This is a genomic window from Synechococcus sp. PROS-9-1 (genome assembly GCF_014279775.1).
Lineage (GTDB): Bacteria > Cyanobacteriota > Cyanobacteriia > PCC-6307 > Cyanobiaceae > Synechococcus_C.
In genome coordinates this window covers 705,187-729,605 of record NZ_CP047961.1, presented here as the reverse complement: position 1 = coordinate 729,605, position 24,419 = coordinate 705,187, and the positions used below count along the sequence as shown (strand labels likewise).

At 47.2% G+C, this 24,419-nt stretch carries 38 protein-coding genes; 23 read left to right on the top strand and 15 right to left on the bottom strand.

The genetic code is table 11. The annotated features are described in order from the left end of the window. The first annotated feature begins 76 nt into the window (after positions 1-76). The 7 genes from SynPROS91_RS03860 (at position 77) to SynPROS91_RS03835 (ending at position 3,302) form a co-directional block, all read left to right on the top strand. A complete protein-coding gene (locus tag SynPROS91_RS03860; RefSeq protein ID WP_186518571.1) occupies positions 77-331 on the top strand; it encodes a 2Fe-2S iron-sulfur cluster binding domain-containing protein in 255 nt (84 codons plus the stop codon). 5 nt (positions 332-336) lie between these two features. After that, positions 337-1,209, top strand: coding sequence for a DMT family transporter (locus tag SynPROS91_RS03855; protein ID WP_186518569.1), 873 nt, complete (start codon positions 337-339; stop codon positions 1,207-1,209). 52 nt (positions 1,210-1,261) lie between these two features. Next, positions 1,262-1,390, top strand: a complete 129-nt coding sequence (locus SynPROS91_RS12150; protein ID WP_006852183.1) for a hypothetical protein — start codon at positions 1,262-1,264, stop codon at positions 1,388-1,390. Further along, on the top strand, positions 1,387-2,145 hold the full coding sequence (locus tag SynPROS91_RS03850; protein WP_186518567.1) for an MBL fold metallo-hydrolase: 759 nt from the start codon (positions 1,387-1,389) through the stop codon (positions 2,143-2,145). The genes SynPROS91_RS12150 and SynPROS91_RS03850 overlap by 4 nt, the downstream gene beginning before the upstream one ends. A gap of 20 nt (positions 2,146-2,165) precedes the next feature. Further along, positions 2,166-2,816 (top strand): secondary thiamine-phosphate synthase enzyme YjbQ, encoded by a 651-nt coding sequence (locus SynPROS91_RS03845; RefSeq protein WP_186518565.1) that lies wholly within the window; start codon positions 2,166-2,168, stop codon positions 2,814-2,816. A gap of 63 nt (positions 2,817-2,879) precedes the next feature. Further along, a complete protein-coding gene (locus tag SynPROS91_RS03840; RefSeq protein WP_186518563.1) occupies positions 2,880-3,047 on the top strand; it encodes a hypothetical protein in 168 nt (55 codons plus the stop codon). 75 nt (positions 3,048-3,122) lie between these two features. After that, entirely contained in the window at positions 3,123-3,302 is a 180-nt protein-coding gene (locus SynPROS91_RS03835; protein ID WP_186518561.1) for a hypothetical protein, read from the top strand. Between the two features lie 19 nt (positions 3,303-3,321). Here the strand turns inward: SynPROS91_RS03835 and SynPROS91_RS03830 are convergent, their stop codons facing one another. Continuing rightward, positions 3,322-3,609, bottom strand: coding sequence for a hypothetical protein (locus SynPROS91_RS03830; protein ID WP_186518559.1), 288 nt, complete (start codon positions 3,607-3,609; stop codon positions 3,322-3,324). 70 nt (positions 3,610-3,679) lie between these two features. Here SynPROS91_RS03830 and SynPROS91_RS03825 point away from each other — a divergent pair, with 70 nt between their 5' ends. Then, complete coding sequence (locus tag SynPROS91_RS03825; protein WP_255439916.1) at positions 3,680-3,919, top strand: hypothetical protein; 240 nt, start codon at positions 3,680-3,682, stop codon at positions 3,917-3,919. Positions 3,920-3,925: 6 nt separating this feature from the next. Here SynPROS91_RS03825 and SynPROS91_RS03820 read toward each other — a convergent pair whose 3' ends face one another. Further along, positions 3,926-4,105, bottom strand: coding sequence for a hypothetical protein (locus tag SynPROS91_RS03820; RefSeq protein WP_186518557.1), 180 nt, complete (start codon positions 4,103-4,105; stop codon positions 3,926-3,928). Between the two features lie 72 nt (positions 4,106-4,177). Here SynPROS91_RS03820 and SynPROS91_RS03815 point away from each other — a divergent pair, with 72 nt between their 5' ends. Together SynPROS91_RS03815 and SynPROS91_RS03810 are read left to right on the top strand one after the other, a co-directional pair. After that, on the top strand, positions 4,178-4,345 hold the full coding sequence (locus SynPROS91_RS03815; RefSeq protein WP_186518555.1) for a hypothetical protein: 168 nt from the start codon (positions 4,178-4,180) through the stop codon (positions 4,343-4,345). A gap of 128 nt (positions 4,346-4,473) precedes the next feature. Beyond that, positions 4,474-5,115, top strand: coding sequence for a TVP38/TMEM64 family protein (locus tag SynPROS91_RS03810; RefSeq protein WP_186518553.1), 642 nt, complete (start codon positions 4,474-4,476; stop codon positions 5,113-5,115). Between the two features lie 155 nt (positions 5,116-5,270). Here SynPROS91_RS03810 and psaK read toward each other — a convergent pair whose 3' ends face one another. Continuing rightward, positions 5,271-5,528, bottom strand: coding sequence for a photosystem I reaction center subunit PsaK (gene psaK, locus SynPROS91_RS03805; protein ID WP_186518551.1), 258 nt, complete (start codon positions 5,526-5,528; stop codon positions 5,271-5,273). A 271-nt stretch (positions 5,529-5,799) separates the two neighbouring features. Between psaK and SynPROS91_RS03800 the strand changes: the two genes are divergently transcribed. From SynPROS91_RS03800 to SynPROS91_RS03790, 3 genes are all read left to right on the top strand, one after another. Then, positions 5,800-6,456, top strand: coding sequence for a L,D-transpeptidase (locus SynPROS91_RS03800; RefSeq protein ID WP_186518549.1), 657 nt, complete (start codon positions 5,800-5,802; stop codon positions 6,454-6,456). Between the two features lie 128 nt (positions 6,457-6,584). After that, positions 6,585-7,595, top strand: coding sequence for a type I glyceraldehyde-3-phosphate dehydrogenase (gene gap, locus SynPROS91_RS03795; RefSeq protein ID WP_186518547.1), 1,011 nt, complete (start codon positions 6,585-6,587; stop codon positions 7,593-7,595). Between the two features lie 269 nt (positions 7,596-7,864). Further along, positions 7,865-8,116: a hypothetical protein gene (locus SynPROS91_RS03790; protein WP_186518545.1), complete on the top strand. Its 252-nt coding sequence runs from the start codon at positions 7,865-7,867 to the stop codon at positions 8,114-8,116. A gap of 25 nt (positions 8,117-8,141) precedes the next feature. Here the strand turns inward: SynPROS91_RS03790 and SynPROS91_RS03785 are convergent, their stop codons facing one another. Further along, on the bottom strand, positions 8,142-8,357 hold the full coding sequence (locus SynPROS91_RS03785; protein WP_186518543.1) for a Nif11-like leader peptide family natural product precursor: 216 nt from the start codon (positions 8,355-8,357) through the stop codon (positions 8,142-8,144). Between the two features lie 1,009 nt (positions 8,358-9,366). Further along, a complete protein-coding gene (locus SynPROS91_RS03780) occupies positions 9,367-9,666 on the bottom strand; it encodes a hypothetical protein (RefSeq protein WP_186518541.1) in 300 nt (99 codons plus the stop codon). Positions 9,667-9,847: 181 nt separating this feature from the next. On the opposite strand from SynPROS91_RS03780, the gene SynPROS91_RS03775 reads away from it, so the two are divergent. Then, positions 9,848-10,180, top strand: coding sequence for a hypothetical protein (locus SynPROS91_RS03775; protein WP_255439915.1), 333 nt, complete (start codon positions 9,848-9,850; stop codon positions 10,178-10,180). Between the two features lie 266 nt (positions 10,181-10,446). Here the strand turns inward: SynPROS91_RS03775 and SynPROS91_RS12145 are convergent, their stop codons facing one another. Together SynPROS91_RS12145 and SynPROS91_RS03770 are read right to left on the bottom strand one after the other, a co-directional pair. After that, positions 10,447-10,578, bottom strand: coding sequence for a hypothetical protein (locus tag SynPROS91_RS12145; RefSeq protein ID WP_255439914.1), 132 nt, complete (start codon positions 10,576-10,578; stop codon positions 10,447-10,449). 151 nt (positions 10,579-10,729) lie between these two features. Continuing rightward, positions 10,730-11,029, bottom strand: coding sequence for a hypothetical protein (locus tag SynPROS91_RS03770; protein ID WP_255439981.1), 300 nt, complete (start codon positions 11,027-11,029; stop codon positions 10,730-10,732). Between the two features lie 151 nt (positions 11,030-11,180). On the opposite strand from SynPROS91_RS03770, the gene SynPROS91_RS03765 reads away from it, so the two are divergent. The 4 genes from SynPROS91_RS03765 (at position 11,181) to SynPROS91_RS03750 (ending at position 13,341) form a co-directional block, all read left to right on the top strand. Further along, positions 11,181-11,366: a hypothetical protein gene (locus SynPROS91_RS03765; RefSeq protein ID WP_186518539.1), complete on the top strand. Its 186-nt coding sequence runs from the start codon at positions 11,181-11,183 to the stop codon at positions 11,364-11,366. 186 nt (positions 11,367-11,552) lie between these two features. After that, positions 11,553-11,921 (top strand): tautomerase family protein, encoded by a 369-nt coding sequence (locus SynPROS91_RS03760; RefSeq protein ID WP_255439913.1) that lies wholly within the window; start codon positions 11,553-11,555, stop codon positions 11,919-11,921. Between the two features lie 115 nt (positions 11,922-12,036). After that, positions 12,037-12,231, top strand: a complete 195-nt coding sequence (locus tag SynPROS91_RS03755) for a hypothetical protein (RefSeq protein ID WP_186519405.1) — start codon at positions 12,037-12,039, stop codon at positions 12,229-12,231. A gap of 630 nt (positions 12,232-12,861) precedes the next feature. After that, positions 12,862-13,341: a hypothetical protein gene (locus tag SynPROS91_RS03750; RefSeq protein ID WP_186518535.1), complete on the top strand. Its 480-nt coding sequence runs from the start codon at positions 12,862-12,864 to the stop codon at positions 13,339-13,341. 637 nt (positions 13,342-13,978) lie between these two features. Here SynPROS91_RS03750 and SynPROS91_RS03745 read toward each other — a convergent pair. The 3 genes from SynPROS91_RS03745 to SynPROS91_RS03735 form a co-directional block, all read right to left on the bottom strand. Next, positions 13,979-14,305, bottom strand: a complete 327-nt coding sequence (locus SynPROS91_RS03745) for a hypothetical protein (RefSeq protein ID WP_186518533.1) — start codon at positions 14,303-14,305, stop codon at positions 13,979-13,981. A 173-nt stretch (positions 14,306-14,478) separates the two neighbouring features. After that, positions 14,479-14,796, bottom strand: a complete 318-nt coding sequence (locus SynPROS91_RS03740) for a DUF3303 domain-containing protein (RefSeq protein ID WP_186519404.1) — start codon at positions 14,794-14,796, stop codon at positions 14,479-14,481. 1,386 nt (positions 14,797-16,182) lie between these two features. After that, a complete protein-coding gene (locus tag SynPROS91_RS03735; RefSeq protein WP_255439912.1) occupies positions 16,183-16,308 on the bottom strand; it encodes a hypothetical protein in 126 nt (41 codons plus the stop codon). A 249-nt stretch (positions 16,309-16,557) separates the two neighbouring features. Between SynPROS91_RS03735 and SynPROS91_RS03730 the strand changes: the two genes are divergently transcribed. Then, on the top strand, positions 16,558-17,340 hold the full coding sequence (locus SynPROS91_RS03730; RefSeq protein ID WP_186518529.1) for a prohibitin family protein: 783 nt from the start codon (positions 16,558-16,560) through the stop codon (positions 17,338-17,340). 34 nt (positions 17,341-17,374) lie between these two features. Here the strand turns inward: SynPROS91_RS03730 and SynPROS91_RS03725 are convergent, their stop codons facing one another. From SynPROS91_RS03725 to SynPROS91_RS12140, 3 genes are all read right to left on the bottom strand, one after another. Continuing rightward, positions 17,375-17,869 carry a hypothetical protein gene (locus SynPROS91_RS03725; RefSeq protein WP_186518527.1) on the bottom strand — a complete coding sequence of 165 codons (495 nt, stop codon included), beginning with the start codon at positions 17,867-17,869 and terminating at the stop codon, positions 17,375-17,377. 156 nt (positions 17,870-18,025) lie between these two features. Then, positions 18,026-19,030 (bottom strand): mechanosensitive ion channel family protein, encoded by a 1,005-nt coding sequence (locus tag SynPROS91_RS03720; protein WP_186518525.1) that lies wholly within the window; start codon positions 19,028-19,030, stop codon positions 18,026-18,028. Positions 19,031-19,643: 613 nt separating this feature from the next. After that, a complete protein-coding gene (locus SynPROS91_RS12140; RefSeq protein WP_255439911.1) occupies positions 19,644-19,895 on the bottom strand; it encodes a hypothetical protein in 252 nt (83 codons plus the stop codon). A 402-nt stretch (positions 19,896-20,297) separates the two neighbouring features. On the opposite strand from SynPROS91_RS12140, the gene SynPROS91_RS03715 reads away from it, so the two are divergent. From SynPROS91_RS03715 to SynPROS91_RS03705, 3 genes are all read left to right on the top strand, one after another. Beyond that, positions 20,298-20,714, top strand: a complete 417-nt coding sequence (locus SynPROS91_RS03715) for a glycine zipper 2TM domain-containing protein (protein ID WP_255439910.1) — start codon at positions 20,298-20,300, stop codon at positions 20,712-20,714. 137 nt (positions 20,715-20,851) lie between these two features. Beyond that, entirely contained in the window at positions 20,852-21,475 is a 624-nt protein-coding gene (locus tag SynPROS91_RS03710) for an alternative oxidase (RefSeq protein ID WP_186518523.1), read from the top strand. 275 nt (positions 21,476-21,750) lie between these two features. Continuing rightward, positions 21,751-22,308 (top strand): hypothetical protein, encoded by a 558-nt coding sequence (locus SynPROS91_RS03705; RefSeq protein WP_186518521.1) that lies wholly within the window; start codon positions 21,751-21,753, stop codon positions 22,306-22,308. A gap of 206 nt (positions 22,309-22,514) precedes the next feature. Here SynPROS91_RS03705 and SynPROS91_RS03700 read toward each other — a convergent pair whose 3' ends face one another. Beyond that, positions 22,515-22,895 (bottom strand): hypothetical protein, encoded by a 381-nt coding sequence (locus SynPROS91_RS03700; RefSeq protein WP_186518519.1) that lies wholly within the window; start codon positions 22,893-22,895, stop codon positions 22,515-22,517. Positions 22,896-23,049: 154 nt separating this feature from the next. On the opposite strand from SynPROS91_RS03700, the gene SynPROS91_RS03695 reads away from it, so the two are divergent. Continuing rightward, the gene (locus SynPROS91_RS03695) at positions 23,050-23,265 is read left to right on the top strand and encodes a hypothetical protein (RefSeq protein ID WP_186518517.1); all 216 of its coding nucleotides are present in this window, start codon (positions 23,050-23,052) and stop codon (positions 23,263-23,265) included. Between the two features lie 307 nt (positions 23,266-23,572). Here the strand turns inward: SynPROS91_RS03695 and SynPROS91_RS03690 are convergent, their stop codons facing one another. After that, positions 23,573-23,911, bottom strand: a complete 339-nt coding sequence (locus tag SynPROS91_RS03690; protein ID WP_186518516.1) for a hypothetical protein — start codon at positions 23,909-23,911, stop codon at positions 23,573-23,575. Positions 23,912-24,419: the final 508 nt, after the last annotated feature.

Here is a 24,419-nt window from a genome sequence, read left to right as displayed (position 1 = left end):
TCGTTAAGGTGATTTCAACAATCAAACAGGGCGCTCTGCATCCGCAAAGGGGTGCGGTTTTGCCTGTAACCCAGCGATGGAGAACAAACAGTCCGCCATCACGATCCAATGGCCAAACGGAAGCCAAAGCCATTGCTCCAAAGGTGATGACTGGCTCGGGGCTGCTCAAGCGGCAGGAGTCCACATTCCAACGGGTTGCTTAGGGGGGAGTTGTGGCGCCTGCGAAATCGAAGTGAATGGTCAGGTCGTGCGTGCCTGCATCAGCACGGTGCCTGCATCAACCTCTGGATCCCTCTCCGTGGAATTCGCCACAGACCCCTATTGGTCATGAAATAAATGGGCGTGATCGCGGGGTTGGTCGCAGCGCTGGCTTGGACCCTGGCCAGCAGCATCTGGCGTGGACTCTCCACCTCACTCACGGCGCTCGAACTGAACGGGCTCAAGAACGCGATCGCCTGTGCCTTATTGCTTCCGGTGCTCTTGTTCCTGCCATGGACACAAGAGAGCCAAGCACTGCTCTGGCTGTTGATCAGCGGTGGGCTCGGCATCTCCTTAGGAGACAGCTTTTATCTGGCAGCCCTGCGTCGTCTTGGCACAAGACGCACCCTCACGCTTGAGTCGCTTGCACCCTTGATCGCAGCCCTCGGCGGCCTTGTCGTGATGGGCGAAAGGATAGAAGGACAAGCTTGGCTAGGCGCTGCGATGGTGTCTGTCTCGGTTTTGCTTGTGGCGCGTCAGAGTCCCCCGGACGGCACGCGCGAGCGGGACCGCGGTCGCAACGTGCAATGGCAAGGGATTCTGTTTGCCCTACTCGCCGTGTTGTGTGGAGTGAGCGGAGCAGCCCTATCCCGCAGCGTTTTAATCAGCACAGATTTAACGGCATGGCAAAGCGCAGCCACTCGCCTGTTGGGAGGGCTGCTACTCCTGCTGCCATGGCTTCGGATCCGCATGTTGTTTCCCAAGCCTCATCCAAACCACAGGCGCTGGCCAAGAGTTCTGTTAGCCACCCTGCTCGGCACCAATGTGGGGATTGTGTTGCAGCAAGTGGTGTTGAAGCAATTACCACTTGGCATCGGCATCACGGTTCTAAGCACAGCCCCAGTGATGGCTTTGTTGGTGGCTGGACCGGAAGGCGACCATCCACGAGCAGCCGGAGTGTGTGCATCACTCCTGGCCGTGAGCGGCATTGCTTTGGCCGTTCTCGCCTAACTCGCGGGACAGGCCACCGCCCTTCTACGGTTCAGTCACTCACGAAGCATTCATGAAAGCGCGCCGTTTGGTTCCACTAATCGGCTCCGTTCTTGCCCTTTTGGCCATGGTGGCTTGGATCGGCGAGATCGATCTTGGCCTTGACGAATCACTTCAGACCCCACCCACAGAGCAGTCATGAGGCCTCAAGCAACGTATTTCGGGGCCAATGGCTGGCTTTTGGAAATCGCTGATTGTCGAGTGCTGGTCGACCCCTGGCTCAGTGGCCCCTTGGTGTTCCCACCTGGCGCCTGGATGTTGCGCGGTGAACTACCGCACCCTTGGCCTGTTCCGGAGAATCTTGACCTTCTCCTCCTAACGCAAGGATTAGCGGATCATTCCCACCAACCCAGCTTGAAACTGCTGCCGCGCAACCTCCCGGTGGTGGGCTCAACAGCCGCCGCAAAAGTGGTGGCTCGCTTGGGTTTTGAACACATTGAAACCCTCAAGCCTGGTGAGACCTGCACCGTTAAAGCTCTGAGTATCGAGGCCACAGCAGGAGCGGCGGTTCCCAATGTGGAAAACGGATATCTCCTTGATTGGGCCGGTGGGTCTCTCTATCTCGAGCCCCACGGAGTTCTCGATCCAAAGCTGGCCTCCCGTCCTGTCGACACCGTGATTACTCCGGTGGTCGACCTTGGGTTACCACTGGCCGGTGACTTCATTACTGGTGCCAGCGTGCTTCCAGACTTGATTCAACGCTTCACTCCCCGCACGGTGCTGGCAAGTACAACCGGCGGAGATGTGACCTTCACCGGATTGATCAGTGCCCTCCTGAGTGGGGCGGAGATCAAAGAGCAGCATGATCCACGCGTTGTGATCCCAGTACCTGGAGAACCTTTCAAGCTAGAAACGCACGCTGAAAGCCAAGACAGAGTCAACACAGCTAAACCGTAGATATCTCTGGACGTGCTGTGATGGCCCTTGCACAGACCTTGACTCAACTCGAGATCCAAACCAAAGGGAAAGGGTTCACCCGACTGAATGAGCGGATTGAAACCTGGCTCGGGACCAAGGAGATCGAGCAAGGGGTGTTGCACCTCACCTGTCTGCACACCAGCTGCAGCATCACGATCAACGAAAACGCAGATCCACGCGTCCTCAGTGATTTAGCCGCCTGGATGGAGGCTGTCGTGCCACAGGATGGGAGAGGACCAGTGGATGCTCAAGGCCAACGTCGCCGTTATCTCCATGACGATGAAGGAGATGACGACATGCCTGCGCACATCCGAACGGCACTCACCAGTCAGACGATGACGCTCAGCGTTCAAAACGGTCGCTTGCTGCTGGGCACTTGGCAAGCGGTGTATCTCTGGGAGCATCGCCAGCTCGGAAGCACGAGACGGATCGCTTGCCACTTGATCGGAGACCAGCAGGCAACGCCAACGCGTGAAACCACAACAACCCAGATAGCCAGCAACCAAACCCTGCTCAATCTGCGCAACGCAACGCGACTGAATCAACAAATACAGGACAGGATTCATCCCGAAGCCTGGGCTGAGGATGGTGGGAATGCAACCGATGTTGACCTGTTGATCGACAGATTGCATGACATCAGCGACAGCTGATTCAATCGAACAATCCGTACTTCGTCTCAGCCGCTACTGAAGATTCAGGCAACCCTCAACAGCATGGGTAGAACACAAGCAGGAGCCGCTCACGTGATTGGACTCAGACGGCTTTATTGCAACCGCAATGGTGTGTTTTTGATGGTTGATGTACCAGCCTCAAACGTTGAACCAAAAAAAGCAGAACTGATCCTCAAAGGCTGGCTGATCGAAGATGACATCCTTGTGTAAGCCAAAAACAAAGAGGAAATCCACATCTGGGCAGCACTAGACGCCAAGCTAGAAGGTGAATTTGCTTCACTCTTCATGGAACCAATCACTTGGCTGATCATCACCTGGGCCACCTATGGAGCCCATCGCACCACTGCGGCACTGGAGAAGGTTCCACAAACGTCGAGAGAGCAATGCGAAGCCAACGCCACATTGATCAAGGCATGGCAACCCAAAGCCAGTACGATTTGCATTGAAGGATTGGGCTCTCCCTAATTAAATTTAAGCCGCATTTTTAACGACGGGCAATTCCTCGCCCACCGCCGATCAAACCAAAATCAATTAATAAACCAATACCAACGATTAAAAGCCCACTGAACGAACTCATTCCGCCATAGGAAGCACTAGCCCAGCAGTACCCCAAGGTGGTGGTGGGCAACATCACCAAACCAATCAAGGGTGCAACAAAATCAGGAAGAGGTAAGTCACTGAAGGGTCCGAGCACAAAGGGCGCGTTCACAAACCAGAGCAGAATTAGGATCAACCTGGGAGCGAATAGGCCTAGAGCAGCCAGAAAGCACATCAGCGTGAGGGAGACTAAACACTCTTTAGCAACGTGAATTCAAACTTACCGGTCGTCCAAAGTGGAACTCATGCCAGCAGAAGTGCGCTGTACAGGGATAGCTTTGGCGTACAACCTTGCCGAGGGTTGGTTTGGTGGAACAACGCCGTTGATTGCCGCCGTGCTGATTGCTCGCGCCAGCGGAAACCCCATCTATCTGGGAGTTTGGGTGGGGCTCAGTGGTCTATGCACCTTTGTAACGGCTGCCTTCTTCACAAGAGAGACGGCGTTCAAACCTTTACTGAAGCAAGCTCAGGCACAAACGGTCTGAGCGGGATCAAGCGGCCAAGAGTTGTTGGTCCTCAACGTCGTCTTGATCAAGAAAAGTTTGGCCTGCCTCAATGTCGTAAAGCTTGTAAAGAGCCATGGCGGCCTCGGCCCAGGATTCGCTTTCAACGGATTCCAGAAGCTGCTGGAAAACCAGAACATTCACAACTTCGAGATCAGTCGAATCCATAGGGACCGGGCATTTGCCGGAAAGTTAACGCTGACAAAGCAATCAACATCAAGCCAATCCCAAAGAAAAGCTGTGGATCAGCGCGACGAAGCAGTGGAAAGTACTGGTGAAGTTCGCAAGCAGCAAGGTATGGCCGAGAAGGAGAAGAGGATCCAGCACCAGTGTTATGACCATCAAGAGCACATGAATACAGCCAAAGCCATAGAAAAAGTCTTCATTAATGAATTAAATATCACTTAAAAGCTATAAACACAAAGAAGAAAATACCAACAAAGAAGCTGTAACAACACATTCCACATCGAATGGGAATTGGCACTAGCGATTAAATGGTGCAAAAGTAAGCAACGATCAAATTCAATCAGGGCTAAGTGCAGCGACTACGCAAAATCATTGGGGTCAGCGTTGTTGTTGCTCTGGCCATTGTTGTTCTCCATCTCGCCCACACCCATGCTCTCGAGCCCCTGCGCGCGCAGGTTGAGGGTATGGGTCTATGGGCACCGCTTGGGATTGTGGCGCTTAGGGGGATCAGCATTCTCCTTCCAGCCCTACCAAGCACTGCGTATTCACTGCTTGCCGGAGCACTCCTAGGGTTTGAGACAGGTCTGATCACGATCTTTATCACCGATGTCGTTTTTTGCCAGATCGCATTTGCTGTGGCAAAACGCTATGGGCAAAAACCAGTGCAGGCACTCGTAGGAGAGAAAGCAAGCAAACGCATTGCAAGCTTTAATCAAGCACAAATAGAAGGAAATCCATTTTTATTAACAGGCCTTTTAATGACAGGTCTGTTTGATTTTGTGAGTTATGCAGCTGGCCTTGGGGGGACAAAGTGGAAAACATTTACTCCAGCCCTCATCATTAGCGTAGCGCTAAGTGATCCACCAATCGTGGCATTAGGAGCTGGGGTCTTTAGCGGTGGTAAATTAATGCTTGGCGTCGCACTACTAGGAGTTTTTGCACTAGCAATAATTTCTGGAGCTGTGAAAAAATATCAAAGAAAAAATTCTTAAAAAAGGCACCAACCTGGCAGATATCACTATGGACAATACGAAGCATGAAACCATAACAAGAACAAACCCAGAAGCGCTCAATAGCTGTAATCAACCAGCTACCGAGCCATACTTCTGGACTGATTCTGTACAGCGAAGACCAAAGATCTTACAAACTAAAGAAGACCTGCAGCTCCAACACCGAGGATGACACCAAAGCCAATCACATGACCAAGACTGGTTGTAGCGAGTAAAGCCTCTAAGCCCAAGCCACCAAAGTATTTAGGATTAGGAAGCTGAGTGCCTTCCCCTGCCTGGAAGATTTTTGAGCCTATAAAGATAACAAAAATGTTGCACAACACCATCAAGAGCCCCACCTTTGGAGACCAACTGAAGGTTTCTGGAGAAGCGACCGCTAAAAGGTGAAAAGCCATGGGTAAAAGTGAATTTGGCTCATCATCAGGCCAATTGCATCACCTGGAACCATTTCGTAAAAAGGCTTCAAATGGACGATATTCAAACTGTTTAGCTACTCATCGCCACTCGACATTGCCCTGCGAACAAGAAACTGAGTGAGGGCCAATAGACCAAGAAGTAAAGCAGCCGCAATTAGAAGCTTCAAATCCAAAACATTCAGAGCATGTTCATCTTTACAGGCAGTTGAATCAAACCACGCCATGATGAGGAGAACCCACCAAAACGATCATGCGTGTAGCACAGATGCTGATGGTCACGGCATCAGCTCTCATGCTTTCAGGATGCATGCAGCAACCGAAAACGACAAAGGTCTCCTCACAAGCAGAGGGGCCCATCAAGATCGAACTCAATCAAGTGACGCCACAAGAGAGCAAAGGGACCACTGCAAACGAAGGCAAAGAGATGGTGTTTGAGGTGGGATATGGGAAGAATGGTGTTGGATGCATAGGCAGCACATTTGTGGAGGGTGTTACACCACTCGGCACCTTCAAAGTCAATGCGATCATGAGTCAAGACAGATTCGAAATGGATGAAGCACTGATCCAGCAATCAGGAAAAACCAAAAGCTATCTGTCAGAAAATTTATTCAATAATATGAACTCCATAGACTTTAAAGGTGATGGAGAAACAGGTGAATATGGATCAGGGTATATCAGCCTAACCCCAGTACCTTCAACACCACAGCCATTTACTTTTAATAAATATGATGGAATTTACCGATGGTATAGCTTTGCAATTCATGGAACAAATGATGAAACACGAATCGGGCAAAGCATTACAGGTGGCTGCATCAATATGCAAAACAAAGATATCAACAAACTCATAAGGAGTATCAATCTTGGCGATAAAGTTGTCGTGACATCAAAGCAACCTTGTAATCGCTGAAAACAGCAACAGGCTAACTTCAAAGATGCCAATACTGAGTGACAATACTCAATCACATGTGAGCATCCTCAAATGCAGAGAGGCAAAGGGATGCACAGCACCTATAACTAGTGTTTAGGGAACAACCCATGACCATTCGTATTGGTATCAATGGGTTTGGCCGCATTGGTCGCCTGGCTTTTCGCCAGGCGGTATCGATGGATGACGTTGAAGTGGTGGCGGTGAATGATTTGATCGATGTGAATTACCTCGCCTACCTCCTTCGATACGATTCAACTCACCGACAATTTCAAGGCGATGTAAGGGTCGAAAATAATAATTTAATTGTGAATGGTAAATCAATCCGTATCACTGCTGAAAGAGACCCAAAGGACCTGAGGTGGGGTGATATTGGTGCCGACTACGTGCTTGAAAGTACAGGCTTTTTTCTTACAGATGACAAAGCGAGAGCACATATCAATGCTGGAGCTAAGCGTGTTGTGATGAGCGCTCCATCAAAAGATGAAACCCCGATGTTTGTGATGGGTGTGAACCATAAAGAATATAAAGGACAGGAGATCGTATCGAATGCAAGCTGCACAACAAACTGCCTCGCACCATTAGCAAAAGTTGTCAATGATAATTTTGGAATCGTGAGCGGATTGATGACAACAGTCCACGCAACCACAGCAACACAAAAACCGGTCGACAGTCCGTCACATAAAGATTGGAGAGGAGGACGTGGGGCTGGTCAAAGTATTATTCCCAGTTCAACAGGAGCCGCAAAAGCTGTTGGGAGGGTGATTCCTGAATTGAATGGAAAACTCACAGGGATGGCATTCAGGGTGCCAACACCTGATGTATCAGTCGTTGATCTCACAGTCAATCTGGAAAAGTCAACCAGTTATGAGGAGGTTAAAGCTGCAATGAAAGCAGCTGCAGAAGGGGAATTAAAAGGAATTCTTGGCTACACCAATGACCAGGTGGTATCAAACGACCTGCTTGGCGATAGTGCAACATCAGTGTTTGATGCAGGTGCAGGCATGGCACTGAATGATCGATTCATGAAACTCGTTGCCTGGTACGACAACGAATGGGCCTACAGCTGCAAGTGTATTGATCTAATCAAACACATGGACACCTCAACATACGCAAAATAGCTTTATACAGGCCAAAACAATCATTCCAGTCGATTAAAGCACCATTTCAAATCAAACTGGAATGACTAGTTGAAACGGGATATCTCAAAACCTCAGCGAGCATCAACACAAACCTTCTCAAACAATTCTCAAATACTAAAAGACAAAAGATAATCCCATGAATTTGTGCAAGCTAGAGATATTTCAAAAAGATATCGGCCCGAAGAGCACGAATTAACACAAAACATGCAAAACTAGCCATTGAGCACCGTGAGGATTGAGAACACACCATGACAAATGTGCCTGATTTCAATTCGTCAACAGAAAAACGAGCTCGGTTTGGAAAAGTATTTTCAACAAGAGTAGAAAAATTGATTGAAGATCTACAAGCGATGTCAAAAACAGCAAATTTAGAGATTTATGAATTTGACGATGAATTGGTCAAAAGATTATTTATTGAACTAGCAAAACGATTTAGGTCTACAGCACATCGATTCGGGATTGAATTTGAAATCAGCATCGATAGAGAGCCGATAGAATAAATAAGTGCATCAATTCAACGCTCAACTAATTGTATTCACCGGGCGTTTCTTGCTTAGAGACGGTCACACGTCCCACTTTTTTCCCCGATTGACGTAGCAACTCATCTCCAGAAAACTCATAACCAAGCTTGGCAGCAATTTTTGCTACATCATCCGCTGTTGATGCCGAAAGAACAGTGGATTTCAGACCCTCGTCATCTTGCATCTTGATGAGAAAAGCCTTGAGTTGATCAAGAGCCATGGGAAAAACCTAAGCAGCGCCAAACAATGATGAGGTCAATGGGATTTAGGCAGTATGGAAACGAGCACGCCATAGAAGAACTAAATCTGAAACAGCATTGTCAGCAATAGGGCCGCATGCACACAAGGCAAACAACGAACATCGCCGGCAATTCTAAAGAGAAACTTAAGCCGAATGGACTTTCGTGAAGGAGGGGCCTCAACCAAAGAATACTATCTTACTTTCAACACATTCAAGGTCGCAAACACAATGAATTCCCTCGAAAACGGACCATCCTGCTTCATGCACTGGTGTGTTCAAAAGGTTACATCAAGCCTCTATTCAGTCTCTGCAACGACAAATGGCGTTCATTACGACCACGTCGGGAACTTCAGATCCGTAAGCGAGGCCCATAGAGCAGGTCGGCGATATGCAACCACCCAATCTCATCATCAGCAAAGATGTGCCTAGCTCGGCCGCAAAGATTTAGACGATTACACAAAAGATATCCGTTATTCAATCTTGGATACATCGAATAATCAAGACGAGAAAAAGGTGTGCAAAATACCAAAAATGATTTCTAGCTCATTCATCTAATACAAGCCGGGAATCATCACCTTATATTTTCTCTTTTGAATCAAGTCGGTGTCTCCTACGCTTCAGGGCATTGCGTATCTGGGGCAAAACGATGAAATCCATAATTGCAAAGCTAACAACACAAGGCAAGAATCCCTTACCAATAAGTTTGCAAATAAGCCTACTTCTATCTAGCTGACAAACAACCAACTCTGCAATCCAATAAATCCCGATCTTAATCAAGAAGCTATTAATTGATAAGAATAAAGCAGAACGATGTGACACCATCACGGCACAAAAGCTTCAATGACGCTACCGCGGCAAGGGAGCACACAAGATCAAGGCAAATCAATACAGATAAATATTCATCCACACGAACAAACCGCGACGGTTTAAAGCCGAGAAATTATCAAGCCAATGGATAAAAGTCCCTATTAGGACTAAGGCCATAAAGCTAGTCAACAAATAACGAAAGATGGCGATGATCAACTTCAATCATTTCATCCTCATCCTGGTGGAACCAACATCCATACATCAGATTAATAATCCGACCAACTTCAAGATCACGGTCGGCAACCTCCTGCCACAGGCGACGAGACAACTCCCGATCATCAAGCTTGAACTGAGCTTGAACCAGGCTTCTCGTGATCGAAAAATACGTTTGACGATCATTTCGCGAACGACATTCAGAGGCCGCTCCAACGGACATCAGGGAAGGCTGAGTCTGGGAGGTGGTCATCGCAGCTTTGTTCATGAAGATTCTCCAAATTTCGGAAACGTAAGCAGGCCGCCCTCTCAATGAAACGACAGCCGAGCTCAGTGATTGATGCCGGTCAAATCCCTGTTTCCAGGGATTTGAGGTCAGCTTGCTTCGGCTGCAAACTCAGGTGGAGTGTCGTCTGTCAAAGCGCCTCCGATCTCAATATCTACAGTTTGTGCCAGCCATCACCGACTGGCATCGGTGTAAAGGCGCATTGCCAAACCAGCAAAAGCATCCAAAGCTGTATGGCTGTAATCACGAAGGCTCTGAAGCCAAATGTTCATCAATGCTCAGCGATAGCCAGAAAAGATCCGTGAGCGACTACGAGCAACTGCTAGAGGGATTAAAGAAAGTACTAAGCATTGCCAAAGCGAATGGGAACACACTCTTCATCGACAACATCGAACGAGATATTAAGGCCCTGGAAGCAGGCGAAGAATCCCCAATCATTAAAGAATATCTAACCCCAGAAGAGAGAGTGTCAAACGATTCCGAAAAAGAAAACTAACAAGTTGGAGCAAACGGAATCAGTTGCTGCTAAATAGAGAAAATTGAGAATCGAAGACAAGAATATCAACATTCATATCGCATAAACCATTATTAATATTATTGCCTTGGCTTTTTACTGATATCGCCAAAATCGTCATCGTTGGGCTGCAAAAACTGCCAAACAACAGGAACAGTAAAAACAATTACGAGGCCAATGGTGGCAAGAATGGCAACTGTGTAATCTCCCAAAAGTTCAATCTCCCAGAACTCAGAGCATATAGGTTTCTAGCCGTGATCACAACGCGCTGCAGCGCGTGCCAAACCTTCAGCACCAATCCCAATCATCAGATCGGAATCAAGGTCGCTCAGACTGTGACTGAAGCGGAGGCGCTTGGTGATTGCGAGGATCTTGGTCATTCCTCCATGGAGTGAACATCACAAAATTTCCAAGCACGAGTCCGGCCGTAATGATCAAGGCAGCAACCTGCTCAACTTTCTCAATCCGCATGCCACGTCCTTGAGGCTCTAGCTGTCATAGACGAACTCTGACGCGCCGTTGGGCTCAACCTCAAGCATCACTGAAATCAACCACAAGGTCACCATCTCCATCGCGTTCAATGACAAAGCGAAACCCATTGACGAAGCCAGACCATTCACCCTCTTCAGGCTCTGCACTCTCACCGGTCTGCTCCAAAACCTTGGTTTCAAACATTGTGAGAAACACATGAGCTGCAACCTCAGCAGCTTGAACAGCATCCATGTCGTCGAGGTCATGGGCGGCAACCGAGCAACCCTCAAGCAGCTCTGGATCAATCACGATCCCCTCTCCCAAATCAGAGATCAACGCTTTAAGAGCATCGTCCTGCATCGCTGCCATCACAAAGTGCTCTATCAAACTCGTCACCAAGGCGTTGGTCAAGGGAGACGGTTCTCAAGCAACATGCAACAAAACGGCTTAGCTGGGCCGCAATGCCCCACACAGTCCCCTTAAAATCTGATTGATTACGGATGGAGGGAGAATGCGTTTCGTCTACTTCAGTGTGCTTATTGCGACCGCATACTGGTTCTTGGTTTCTCTCGTTCGCTTGATCCTTGCCAAGCGCAACCTCAACGTCATTGTTGAGTCTACTGAAAGAAATGCAAAGGTAAATGCACTCGAGCGAGCATGGACAGCAGAAAACCCCAAAGTTGAAGAAGGAGAATAAGAACCAAGCAAAACTAAACTTCGGTTTGGCAATACAAGCGACAAGAATAATAAATTTAGGATTTCAAGAAAGCTTGAACATAGAGACGACAAATAAGATGATATCCAGCAAAAGATGTATGCTTTCAGAGGAGCATTAAATTCAAATTATAGGATGCCACTCACCACAATTAACATTACAGAAGGGATGACTGAAGAAGCCCTCGATCAGATCCAAAGCACGATTCACTCATGCTTCGTGAAAGCATGGGGAATTCCAAACAATGGTGGGGTTTACATCATTAACGAACGGCCAAAATCACGAATGCGCATCAGTCGCACCATGTGGGGTATCAATCGATCTGAACAGCCACCCCTACTTCTTCAAATCACGTCTTCACCCAGGAGTAAAGCATTAAAAGTTGAGTTGTTCCGGGTGCTTGCTGAAGAGCTTGAGAAACAAGGTGTGAGGAAGGAAGACCTGTTTATCAGTATTACTCCGACACAACCCGAGGACTGGTCTTTTGGGAATGGGGTAGCCCAATTGCTGCAAGAGGACGCGGACTCAAGGCGCTGAGATCATCAACGGGATAGGTCTCAGTAGCCGAAGAAAATAACCTAGCCAGCCCAGTCAGACGACTCCAGTACCGCAGCTAATCTGTGAAGCCAATCATTGCTTAAAAGATTTGGTTATGCAGGAATGGACTGATGAGTTCATCACTAATGCTCAACATGAGGTCGTCAACATGGTCAAAGACTGGAAATACGACTATGGAGCAGATGACAAGGCCTGTTCAGCAATGCTTTTATGGATGGTTTTGAAGCTCAATCCAGAGGCTGAAGTTGATGCAACGATGCTTCAGCCCTTTGGTCACTTGCTCTCCTGATCAATGAGTACATCCACAATTCATCGTGGGCGCTGTCGTTGTAGCCCAGCTCCTGTTCCAAGTTTTTACACGCTCTGATCAGGCCGATGCCTATCGGTGTTAAGGACACTTCCAAGACACATTGACGACTAGCCAAGCTTGGGCTTGCTCAGAAGACGTCAAGGAAGCGACCCCAGAAGAGATTCAACTCTCCTCCGCTCAACCTCTCGTCAAAGCATGCAGCGCTGAAGGGCGAAGCACCTCCATAAAACGCTATATCTCTAAGCCTGAGGCTTGAACCAATCGCAAGGGCAGGGAATAGCCGTGGGTGAGGCTGGCAGCTGTGATAACCCCATAAGACCTGCCTAGACAGTTTGAGGTGTTGGATCAGATTTTTAGAGAGACGGGTCTTCCTCCCATTTGGGATGGCAACAAACTGGTGCCTTGGACGGAGTTCCACAAAAAATCAATTTTGGTCGCTAGGCAGTGCCACGAAGAACTTGGGATTCAGCAACCACAGCACGAGTTGACGGGTACATACGCGAAACCGATCTGGGACCCCAATTCAGAAATTCGGCAAAAGAGTTGATCGGCCTTATTCAAAGCCGGGCTGATGATTGGAGACAATTGGTGGGATGTCTTTACCACTGAATGTCCTTCCATCTGCAGCGCGAATTCGTGGAGGCTCTCAGCGATCACCAGAAGGTTGAGTTGTTCAGCAATGTTTGCGCATACTTAGAGGACAGTGGCGATTACCTAGACAACTTCAACAGCGCAACTCGATGGAGTAAAGAAATCGTGCTCGAGTACATCAATAACCAGTTTTGGAGAGACTTCTCGGCGGCTGCAAGCGCTGACATCAAGAGCGGCGGCGATAGGGAGCGTCTCTTTCAATTCGTTGTGCTTCCTCAATGTCGCCACCTTCTTCCAGAAGCAGCAGATCAACCTCACATGGAAGAAACGGGTCAGGTCACTCGGCATACAGGGCACCTTGTGACTTGTCTTGTCGTTCCTAATTTCTGGAGCCTCACCATCCCAGAAGAATGGAAGAAAGAATGGTTCCTGTCTTTCTACGAACTTGAAGAGGAATGGATCGTCGGTGGATATTCAGGTATTGGGCTCGATGGTTAGGTGAATACAAAGGTCATAGTTGATGCACGCAAACGTGCGCACTAATCAGCGGCAGAATGCGAACGCCGTGGAGGGCAGGCAAAACGCCAATAACTTGCCAGGTTTGGACATTGAGCTCAACGATGACGCCCCTTAGGAATCCTTCAATTGCTGATGCTTGTTGAAACTCCCAGCGGTTTGAAAGCGATGTGCTCTCCGAGAGTGGCTAGGGCCTGATGCATTAAGCGCCATATCTAGCGCTTGATCGTGATCTTCAAGCGCCATATCTAGCGCTTGCCAATCAGCTCTTCCCAGGTGATTAATTCTGATTGCTTTTTGGTTGTCGTGGATGCCTTTGGTCTCGAAGCTACGGGGCCCAGCTCTATCGGCAGTGTTTTTTGGTTCATTGAAAAAACGGTTATCTGTTCTCGCGCAGTGGGCTCTTTATCGGGCACTTTGGCGTGATCCACTCATAACACAATCGCTAGATCAAACGTCGATCACTTGAGCACTCCATGCCAATTAGCCATTGGAAGCTCAAAAGACAAGTTCATGTCATTCATGTCAGTTGAGGAGGACCTTGGATTAATTGGTCTTGAAGCCATCCAGATCGACTCCAGAGCTGGCAGAACAAGAACAATCCCTTAAAGAGCAGTATTCAGTCTGGAGAGAGCTTCAACCGAGAAACGCGTCCGACACCGACCTGACCTTGTGAAGCCGCATCCACCAACTTCGTCAGCTCTTTGTCGTTCAAGGTTTGGCTTCCTTGCACCTTGAGAGTCGACCAGTCGAACCTCGGAGTCTGTGGAGCTGTGTTTTTGGCGTTCTCCAGCAGAGCCTTCGCAACCATCCTCGTGTCTTCACCCTCTTTAGGACTCAGGAAAACGACCTGAGCGAGTGTTGGTTCATCCTTTTCGCCGTAAGCGAGAGTTACTAAGTAAGCAAAAAACTGTGCTTTTTCAGCACGACCAGTGGATTCGCTCAAAGGTTGGTGTTGGTGGTCGGGAATTTCAGTTTAAGTGTCGGTTTTTTCTCAGGCACCACAACAGGTCAGCCGGTGGCTATCGCCAGATCGTGTTCTCCAATGCCCTGGATCGTGGGACCAAAGCGAGGTGCTGGCCCCATAGATGACAAATTCCAGCTACATGACTGGAGTACTTAGGCCATTTTTGCGAACAGCTTTTTGTGATGGTCCACAACGTCTTGGCAGCCGATCACAGGGGTGAGGTCGATCTCAATGCCGTATTGAGCGCGCCAGGGAGCAAAGTGCTCAAAAATCTGTGCATCACTTCCGGCTTTAAACAAACACGTCACCCGACCAGCACCTGGTGCATGGACTCGAAACAGCATTTCAAAGCCTGGAAAGTTATCTGCCTTTGCCATCTCCCCTGAATCCCACAACTCACAAAAACTCTTGTAAGCAGCGAGCTGGCCTTCAATATCCGGAAAAACACAGTCCGCGAGATACATCTGCATGGTGGGCAAAGGAGAAGGGCAATCTTTTGTTAGCCAGTACATTTTGGACATACTGCTCAAGTCACGACTTACTGACCGATCGTCTCAATACCGCGGGATGTTTCGAGAGGCAGCCCCCATGGGATCGGCATGAAGGCTTGATTGCTGTCAGTCCAGTCTGCCGAGCAAATAACCTCATCCCAATCAGGTCATCCAATCTGATTGCGCCCACTCAATCGTACGGATGCACCAAGCAGATCCACGAAAAGCAGGTGCGAACCACATATTAATTTGGCGTTGCATTTCACGTCACGAGCTATTGAAACGGGGCCACGATTGATTCAGTTCATATCCTTGTTTGCTGCATGGACCACAACATCACAAGATGCCAAGACTTGAATAACCAACTGGCCATCTATCGCGCCTTCAGCAATGGCCGAGCTGCAGCTGCAGTGATTCGCGAAATGGCCAATCGACACTACCCTATCTAGAACTTGGCTGATCGTTGAGATTGGGCTGAAGCAGTCCAACGGATCAGACAGGTCTGCACTCTGTGTAAATGGGCGTGATATTGCCTGATGCGTCGGTTTCCTCTCCAACTTGAATCCAGTCGGGAGATTGAGGCTTCTTCTCCCCGTAGTGGTATCGACAAATCGAGGGACCAGAGATGACCGGGTCGGGGCGTACTTGTTCAGGAGCTGTCAAAGGAATGGTGGCCAACATGACAATCGATGTTAAGAACACTTTGAATCGCTTTAACTCCTTCGAACTTTCTCACTTTATGGGTTCTGCCTTCGCTACTTTCGATACCAATAAAAGAAGAAATCTGTCCAGTGCTGAATTAAGATGCAGAAACACGCCTTAGGTTACAGAGAATGTGTCTACAATTAACAACTTTAATACTTAATGTTGGCAGGCAAGATAACCTTCTTGAAGACCACCATACATAAAAAAAGGAGCGGTAGCTCACACCGCACCTCTTTCTAATATTCGTGGTTGAGCAGGCCAATACTGATCCTCATTTATGGATGTTCAATCGCAACATCATTGAGTCATACCAACGAAAGTTGGGTTTATAGCTTAATGAACTTCTGAAATCTTTGATTTATTATGCCCAGGTTACTGTATAGCGAAAAGCGGTATCACAGACATCCCCATCTGAATCAATAGGCCCGAAGTGTCGGACACTTTTTTACCTTTGGGGACTTTGCCAATGGCTCGACTTGTCGAAACTACTTTGATCATGGCCTGTGCTGTCGCTGAACCTGCATATGCCCCCCAATAGAGCCAAAGAAGTATCAGGAGCGCTGAAATTGAAAGAAGTGCTTTTATTGAGAGTCGCTCGTTCTATCTATCACTGATTAGCATCACAGTTCCACATCTCTGCTGAGCCATACCCCAAAAGGATTAGAGATTTACTCCTAACTGCCAAGCCATCAACCTCTCTTGCTGTTCTTCTAGCAACAAAGGAGTCATCAACTCCGTTTCAAGCTCAGCCGCTACATCCCTTCCAAGCTCTTCAATGTCAAGCATGAGACAAACCGGCTTGCAATCTGCTAGGTCCGAAGCCGTCCAGATCGTCTTCATAGGTGGCAGAACAAGAACACCCCTTTAAGGGGAAAATCTGCTCTCACTGAGATACCTGAAGAAAAGCCGAGGGCAGACACGCCCTACGACCATCTTCAGGAGATCTACCGCCTTTTAGAGATCAACCCTGAAAGGTAAAGCGACACCAACGACGGCCGTCGATTCGCGCTAGCGTGTAAAAAAGATAATCGTTAAATGAAATCTTTTCCGCAAGGACAAAGCCAGCAAGTTTCAAAGACTGTATTAGGAATTTCCGGGGCAGTAGCTGGCGGTATCTTGATTCTTTCAAGCGTATTTGTAGTTCCCGCTGGGAAGGTTGGAGTTGTAACCACTCTTGGGAAGGTAGCGAAAAAGCCACGAGTCCCTGGACTGAATCTTAAGTTGCCTTTGATTCAAAGTTCACACTTATTTAGTATACGCACACAGGTTGTTCCTGAAAATTTCTCTACCCTCACCAAGGATCTTCAGGTAATTGAGGCAACTGCAACCATTAAATATGCTGTTAAGCCCGATGAAGCACCCCGCATATATAGCACAATCGCAATCAGTGATGTTGGTATATACAGCCGAGTGATACAGCCCTCTCTTCTTAAGTCGCTGAAGTCAGTATTCTCTAAGTATGAACTGAATACAATCGCCACCGACTGGAACAACATATCTAAGCTAGTAGAAGAAAGTGTGGCAGAAGAGCTTAATAAGTTTGATTATGTTGCGGTTCAAGGTCTAGACCTTACTGGCCTTCAGATCGCAGAAGAATATCGGTCAGCCATTGAACAAAAACAAATTGCCGAGCAACAACTCCTAAGAGCCAAAACCGAAGTGAAGATTGCAGAGCAAGAAGCTCTCAAATTTGAAACTCTCAACAGAGGATTAAACAATAAGGTGTTGTATAAGTTGTTCCTGGACAAGTGGGATGGCACTACAAAAGTTGTTCCTAGTATTAATGGTTCAACTACGCCGGTCATCGTAGGGAATTGACCATAAAGACCAGAATAAATTAAACGGCTTTTAGTTACTCACTTGGTAAGTTAATAGTGCTGCTATCGACATAGATTCCTTTCATCATTCTATCAAAGCAATCATAGAATTTCTGTGTAAATTCAAGATCAATAGATGCACACTGCGCATGCGCATGATCAACCGTCCTGTCAAATTGCTGCATGGAGAGGTACATCTCTCGTTCTTGACCATCTGCCAGTACGGGAGAAGTCAGCAGTAACGGCAGCAATAGAAGAAAGCATGTAAGAGGCATGACATGACTTCGTTCTTCCTGGCCTTCCCTAGGAGGTAAGATCATCTGATGCATCACTTGCGATGTTGTCAAGCGACGACAATCCCAAAGAAGTGAAGGGCGAGTTAATCGAATAAATGATCCTTTCATTAGCAAACCAGGTTCTATCCAATTTTGTTCGCTGCGAATATTACTGACAGGTGACGCTTCACGAAAAGAAATACTTACTTTGGTGCCAGCTGCAATAAATTCAACGTCTGTGCTGAGTAGTGCCACCAGCGATTGACTTGACGCCCAAGACCGTCATCAAGTCGAGTAGTTTGAGGCAGGAAGCAACTGCACCAGGATTCTTCTGTTGCAGTGCCCGCCAAAACAGCTGGAATTAAAGAAACAATGCAGTCACCTCTCCAAGAAGGATTAAGCACAATAAGATCATGAACTCCCTATGTGTATTGTTTGCGTTGGGAATGCAAAATCAATACCGTTCTCCTCAAACAATTTCATAATATAAAGGTTTATACTTTGTTGAGAGTCCATTGCCACCCCATAGTCCTTGGTGTCTATGAAATAAACGACCTCAAAATTCAAGCTTGACTGAGCAAATTCAACAAAATGACAACGGTCAAAAACTGCATGCTCAGCCCTATTAACAGCCGAAGAAATCAAACTAGGCACCTTTGCCATTACCTCTGCACTGGTATCATAGGTTACGCCTATTGTATAAATAATTCGACGTCTAGGCATATCGGCAAAATTAGATATCACTGAACTGATTAGCGATGAATTACTCATTACAACAATTTCACCGCGCAAGCTTCGCAAGCAAGTAGACCTCACACCAATTTTTTCAACTGTTGCCCATGTAGGACCAATATTGATGAATTGCCCAACACGAAATGGTTTATCCAGCAGAATCATAAAATAAGCAAACAATTCCATAGCTGGATCTTTGAGAGCTAAGCCAATTCCAATACCACCCGCACTAAGCAAAGCCCATATTGCTGCCAACTGCATTCCTAGGCTTTGTAGATAAAGCAGAGTACCCACAACCCAAACCAAGGCACGCATCAGGGGCATAAGCGACAAATACATCACTTGAAGCTCATCCTCAGCACGGCGTACGAGTCCCTGCATAAATCGAACAGCGATGCGATTGACAAAGCGCACAGCCACTACAAAAATGGCAAAATGAACTAAATTTCCATAGGTTGAATTTAGACTCTGGTTCAATGGCAAATCATCGCGAATCAAGGTGAGCGCCACAACTACTCCCAAAGGAACCGCTAGATCGGCAAAACACTTCAATATAAAATCATCAAAACTAGTAGCTGAATGACGAGCTAATTTAGGAAGAATCCTGACGCATAACAACCAAATCACAAAAGTGCATAAGGCGCCTATTCCAATCTGCAATAAGATCATCGAGGCCAATGTCATTTCGCAAATGCAGTTGTTGTAATTCTGATGGTCACTAGTTCCTTTCGCAAGATTCTGTTGAGACTGAACTGCCTAGGCGTGATGTTGCCCTAGTGCGGGTCCCACTCCTTTCACGTTGCTGACCGGGGCCAATCATCGAGGCCACCAAGGATCGCACCCTCAAGGCCAAGACCATCGAGGTTTCCACCTATTAGGTCTCAACTTAGATCGAGCTAGCGAGATGCACGACGATCGACTCAATGGCCACTGAAGGTGGTCAGCACTGCACTGGTCCGCAGAGTCTCCAAACGCACCTCGTCTACACCTGGCAACAACCGCTCAAACCATTACGTCTAGCGGAGGAATCAGGAGGATGAGAAGCAGCTGTTTCTGCCACACCTTCTGGTCGATGGTGCATTGAAGACCGGCGGAGTTGAGCCACCTTGGTGCGTTTATCGCCGTACCAGGCAAACCCCAATCAAGGGGCTGATCGTTGATAGATATCGCGAGCTTGGCGAGCCGAACGGAATCACACGCCAAACACAGCAAGAAAGGCTCAAAGCTTCCTTTATGGTGCGAAGGCAGGTGTGTAGCGCATCAATAATTGGAAGGACTAATTATTAGTTCTGTAGTTTTAAAAGATCCCAAGGGGGCCTTTCTTCTTCTTACAATAGCCCGCACCAATATTCATCCAACCGGAAAGGCATGCTTTACCATATGTAGGAGCTACTTCGTAATAAATAGGGGATACGCAAGTCGATCCAAGAGTATTCACGTATCCCAAAGGGCATTGGTCATGATCTTCCGCTTTAGGAATCTCCTTCTGAGCCAAGGCTGCCGAAGGAACCACTATGAGGGGTAGAAGGGCTAATAGCAAAGAGCGCATCAGAAGATCCACAAAGTAGAGAGTATTCCTACCACCATATTCACAACGGTGCATTGAAGTCAAATTGGAAGCTCGTTAGAGAACGGCGGTTAATCCCTCAATCCAACTGTCCAGCTAATACCTTAATTGCAACAGCGCCTGGTAAAAACATGGCTGGAATGTGCTTTTTGACTTTAGTGGACAGGACCAACATGATTTAGCTGAGTGAGTAGTTGATTGTTGATTGCCTATAGAAGAAGACAACTGAAATTTCCTTCACGTCCAACTGACTATTGGATAAATCCACACTTCATTTCCACTTGGAGCCACTCAATTAACCTGCCTCGGATGCTCAACCGAACTCCTTTTTCCAGGTCAGTGCCCATAGCTTGCATTACTTGGTGAGGTGGGTAGATTCTCAACATGCAAGCAACATCGATGGCCTTATTCCGCACTCAAATGACCGCCCTTCTACTCACCGGCGCAGCTCTTGCTATCGGCTGTCCTGGGAATGCGCAAACCGAGTCCCAGGCTGGTTATTCGCGGAGTACTCAGTGCTTCCGAGATGAATATCGAGAGGAATATGTGCCTGGAACGAAGGCTCGTCCTGGATACGTCCGAAACTGGACAGAGAAAGTAGAGATCGCATGCCAGGGCTCTCCATCTTCGGTATCACAGCCGAAAGTGGATAACAACGATTGCAAACAGGGAAGCGTTATTGGGGGACTTTTAGGTGCTGGAGTTGGAGCTGCGTTATCTAGAGATCAAGGACGTTGGGTAGGAGTTCCCGTAGGTGCAGCGGCAGGCGCGTTGGTTGGCTGCCAAGTTGACGGTGGATGATTATAAACAGTCAACACCACTGCTAGCCTTCTTATTTTCATAGAAATAATAAATAGAATAAATAACAAAACCTTCACAATGGATTCACAACATTTGATGGAGAGCGATCTAGAAAGGAAGTAAGACGTTTTTATCGTATGGAAACTAAAACGAGAAAGGCTGAGATTGCTCACAAAATCATTGAAACAGGAGAGAGCTTATTGAATGTTGTTTGGAGCAAGGCTGATGAGAGAAGGGCAGCATCACTGGAAATCATTGCTCGTACTGCTTACACCGCAGAAGAGAGTGCCTGCCATTACCTGGAAACGATTGGACTAGATCGAAAAGGCAACATCAGAGAGACGTTGGAACTGGCTCGCTACCAGGACACAAACGAACAAACCCATGAAGACATCTTTGCCCGAGACCTCAATGGATTGAAGAACTGGGGTGACAGGTTCTTGGCACGTCACATTGCTGTCATCATCTACTGGGCATTCGCCATCATCACCCTTATCGATCACGAGCTTGCTGCTCTGTTGGGTGAAGCAGTGGAAGTGGAGGCAGTGAAGACGTACAAAAGGATGCTGATTGAGCAGTCAGATGAGTGGTTGAGCCAACCTGCTGTTTCCACCGCTGTTCATTATTGGAACAAGCCAAACAGCATGTGGAAGGTAAGAGGCGATAACCAACCAACCTCAATGAGAGACGTCGTTGAATCCATCGTCAAAGACGAAGCAGACCATGTCCATGCCAACTCCCAGAAGGCAGTTGCCTTTTAACTTTCCCCTGCAAGAGGCCGTTCGTCATCTGTGTGTCGAGGGTAGTTTGTGAGTAGTATCTGCCCAAAACATTCTGGCTGCAATCAAAACCCCGCTCGTGGCGGGGCCAAATATTAATTAGTGCCAGGTATAGGATACCTATCGGGGTTATTAGGCAGTGATTCAAGAAATAAAAGCCCTGTCAATCCGACAAGGAAGCAAACCTATTAAAAAAACACAGAAAAAAGCACTTTTAGAGTTTTTAAGGGATAATGCGATAACGACTCTAATAAACTGTGGCCAAAGATTTCGCCAAAACCCTCCTTACCTTGTCCTTGGCAGGCATAGGCACTGCGTCCTGCTCTCTACTTGAAGACTATCCGCAGAATCCACTTATCCAGGAAACATCTTCTGAGTCGTACAAAAAATGCGACGAACTCGCTAGTAATATTCTTCAAATTTCATATGATGGTGCAGGTGAAAATGGAGGAAGATTTACAAATTTCATCACACGATCCAAAGATGGGGCGGCGATTCTTTATCAATTAAACGATGAAAGAGAGTTCAAAGTCATATCAAACGACAAGTTAGTTGCCCAAGCTGTTTATGGCTCTGGCTTCATGGGCATGGTTGCCATTTCTGCCGCCCAGGAAGCATCAAAAAATTCAGGAAAAACTATTGGCAAGTTTCTTGGTGACACAGTCTTTCCGAAAGACAATGATCCCAGAAAGATCCTTGAAACAAATGAAAGTCTCGCCTGCAAAGTAAAGTTTATGACCCTAGGCTCTGAAGAGCCTGGCTTTTACAGAATTAGCGAGGACGATGAAGGGTATTATTACGAACAAACCGAGTAGATATTCGGCTAATTTTAGTGTGCAAGCTCTTAACCAAGTCGCCCACTTGCACGTCTGTAACTACTACAGCGGTAAGGGCAGAAAGTTTGTAATAACTCGGAAGTGGGACAAAAAAGGGCCAACCTCCAACGGTTAGCCCCTGCTTACACCAAACCAATTGTGGCGAAAAGCGCACAATTCAGACTCCTGCCATAGCCCCTAAGCGGTCAAAACCTATCAAGTATTGAGCAGTTGTAAGTGAAGTCATTCCGCTTGAGCATGAATTTGTTTAATCCAGTCGATTGCTCGCTCCAGGCACTGCCATGCTGATCTTTATAAATGGAATTGTCAAAGTTGACGATAGATAGCCTGTTGACCATTCCGCTTGCCCAGTGAATTTCCATTCCACCGCGCTGGTGATATATACGTGCTTGCAATGGGTAGTTATCTTTGCGTTCACAATTAACAAAAAAACCATCACCTGCCTTGGCTATTGATGTAGTCCCAAAGGCAACAATTGAGACGATAAGAATGCCTCTACTGGATAGAGGAAAGCTTCGGAGCGAGCTGAAAAATTCTTGGTGATGGACTGGGTGAGCTTGAGGCATGACAGATCAATGTCCCTGGAAATTGATTTTCGACGCGTTGTGTAGTATAAATTTGAAGCAGTTCTAGATAAGCATGTTTGCACAAAACCTCTTGACATCGACATTTACCTCAACAGTTGCTGGATACTGCGCAAGCATGTTAATGAGCCCTCACTTGGCAAATGCTGAAGGTTATAAAGACATCTCAATTCCAATTTCAGCACTTCAAAGCTGCATCTCAAAAGCTAAAATTCTTGGATTAAATTTTGACAACATAAACCCAACTGGAGGAGATCTTTATTGGTTCAGCTTGCGAAAAGGAGCAGACAGAGGATCCGAGGTTTTCCTTTGTATGAAAAATGGCGATGGAAGCAAGCCCGACTGGCATTAGGGTCTGATTTACTCATGGAAAAGGATATATCCTTGCTAAAAATGCTTGGGTCATATGACATCAACAATTACAAAGACAAGAATGCCTCTGCTTCAAGAGCTAATGATGGCACTCAGGGCAATTGACTCTGATTGCTACAAGTCTTGGCTGGTGCTCGGTATTGAAGAGCTTGGGAGGGATGTAGCTGCTGAGGTTGAATCTGAGTAAATGGTACCTACCCAGACGAATAAATTGATTTTATTTTTGATCAAAACACAAGTCAATTGGAGACTATCAAGAATTAAAAAATCTCAGGCTTCTCTTTTGATTAGTCGTTCAATTCAAGGAGTGCAGTGCTTGGCTTGTATGTTGCTTCATGTATCTCCTCTGCTAGCTGCCTAATAGCAATAAGTGTTTTGCTGTCTGTTTCAGCCTGCTGTTCAGCAATGTTACTTTGAATATTCTGTCCAACAATGATGATTGGAAGTAGTACAAGCTGGAGAAAAGTCTGTGCCACCCAGGAGACGATCTTCAAGGGGTCTTGCGAAGCCAATGCTTCAGGCAAAGAGATTAATGCAAGGAAACAGAATGCATAAGCACACCACATCGTGCCAACCTTCTCTGTAACCCAAAGAGCTATTCGTTTATTGAAAGTCTTTAGTCCCATTGGCTTGTTTTGGTAATACTCAACTAAAGCTTATGCGGGAGGTTGACTTCCTTATGTATTTAAGGCTTCTAAAGTTTATGAAGGAGCCCCGCCACTAGCGGGGTTTTATATTGCCCACCGAATAGCAGCAAAGCTGAAACTGCCTACTGCAGCGAGCAGCAGCAGCACAAGCGAGGCATCGTTACGGCATCTAATAAACGCTCCATGCTGCGTCGTCTCTCGTTGGGGCTGTTGGCTTCTGCTATCTCTGATGCTGCGCTTGGAGATCGAAAGCTGTTGCGTTGAGACATTGGTCAGCTGGCCAGCTGTTGGGATTGCTGTCTCTAGTTTGGGTTAGGGGCTCATGCACCACTGCGGCTAAGGCCCAGTGGGCCGATGTACCGCATATGGATGTCAGCGAACTGAACGAGCTTAAGGACAAGCGGAAAACGACCTTCACCCGTGGAGCACAGCAAATTCGTGTTAAAAATCGCGCTAAACACGCTTTTTTAAAGACTGCGCATATAGA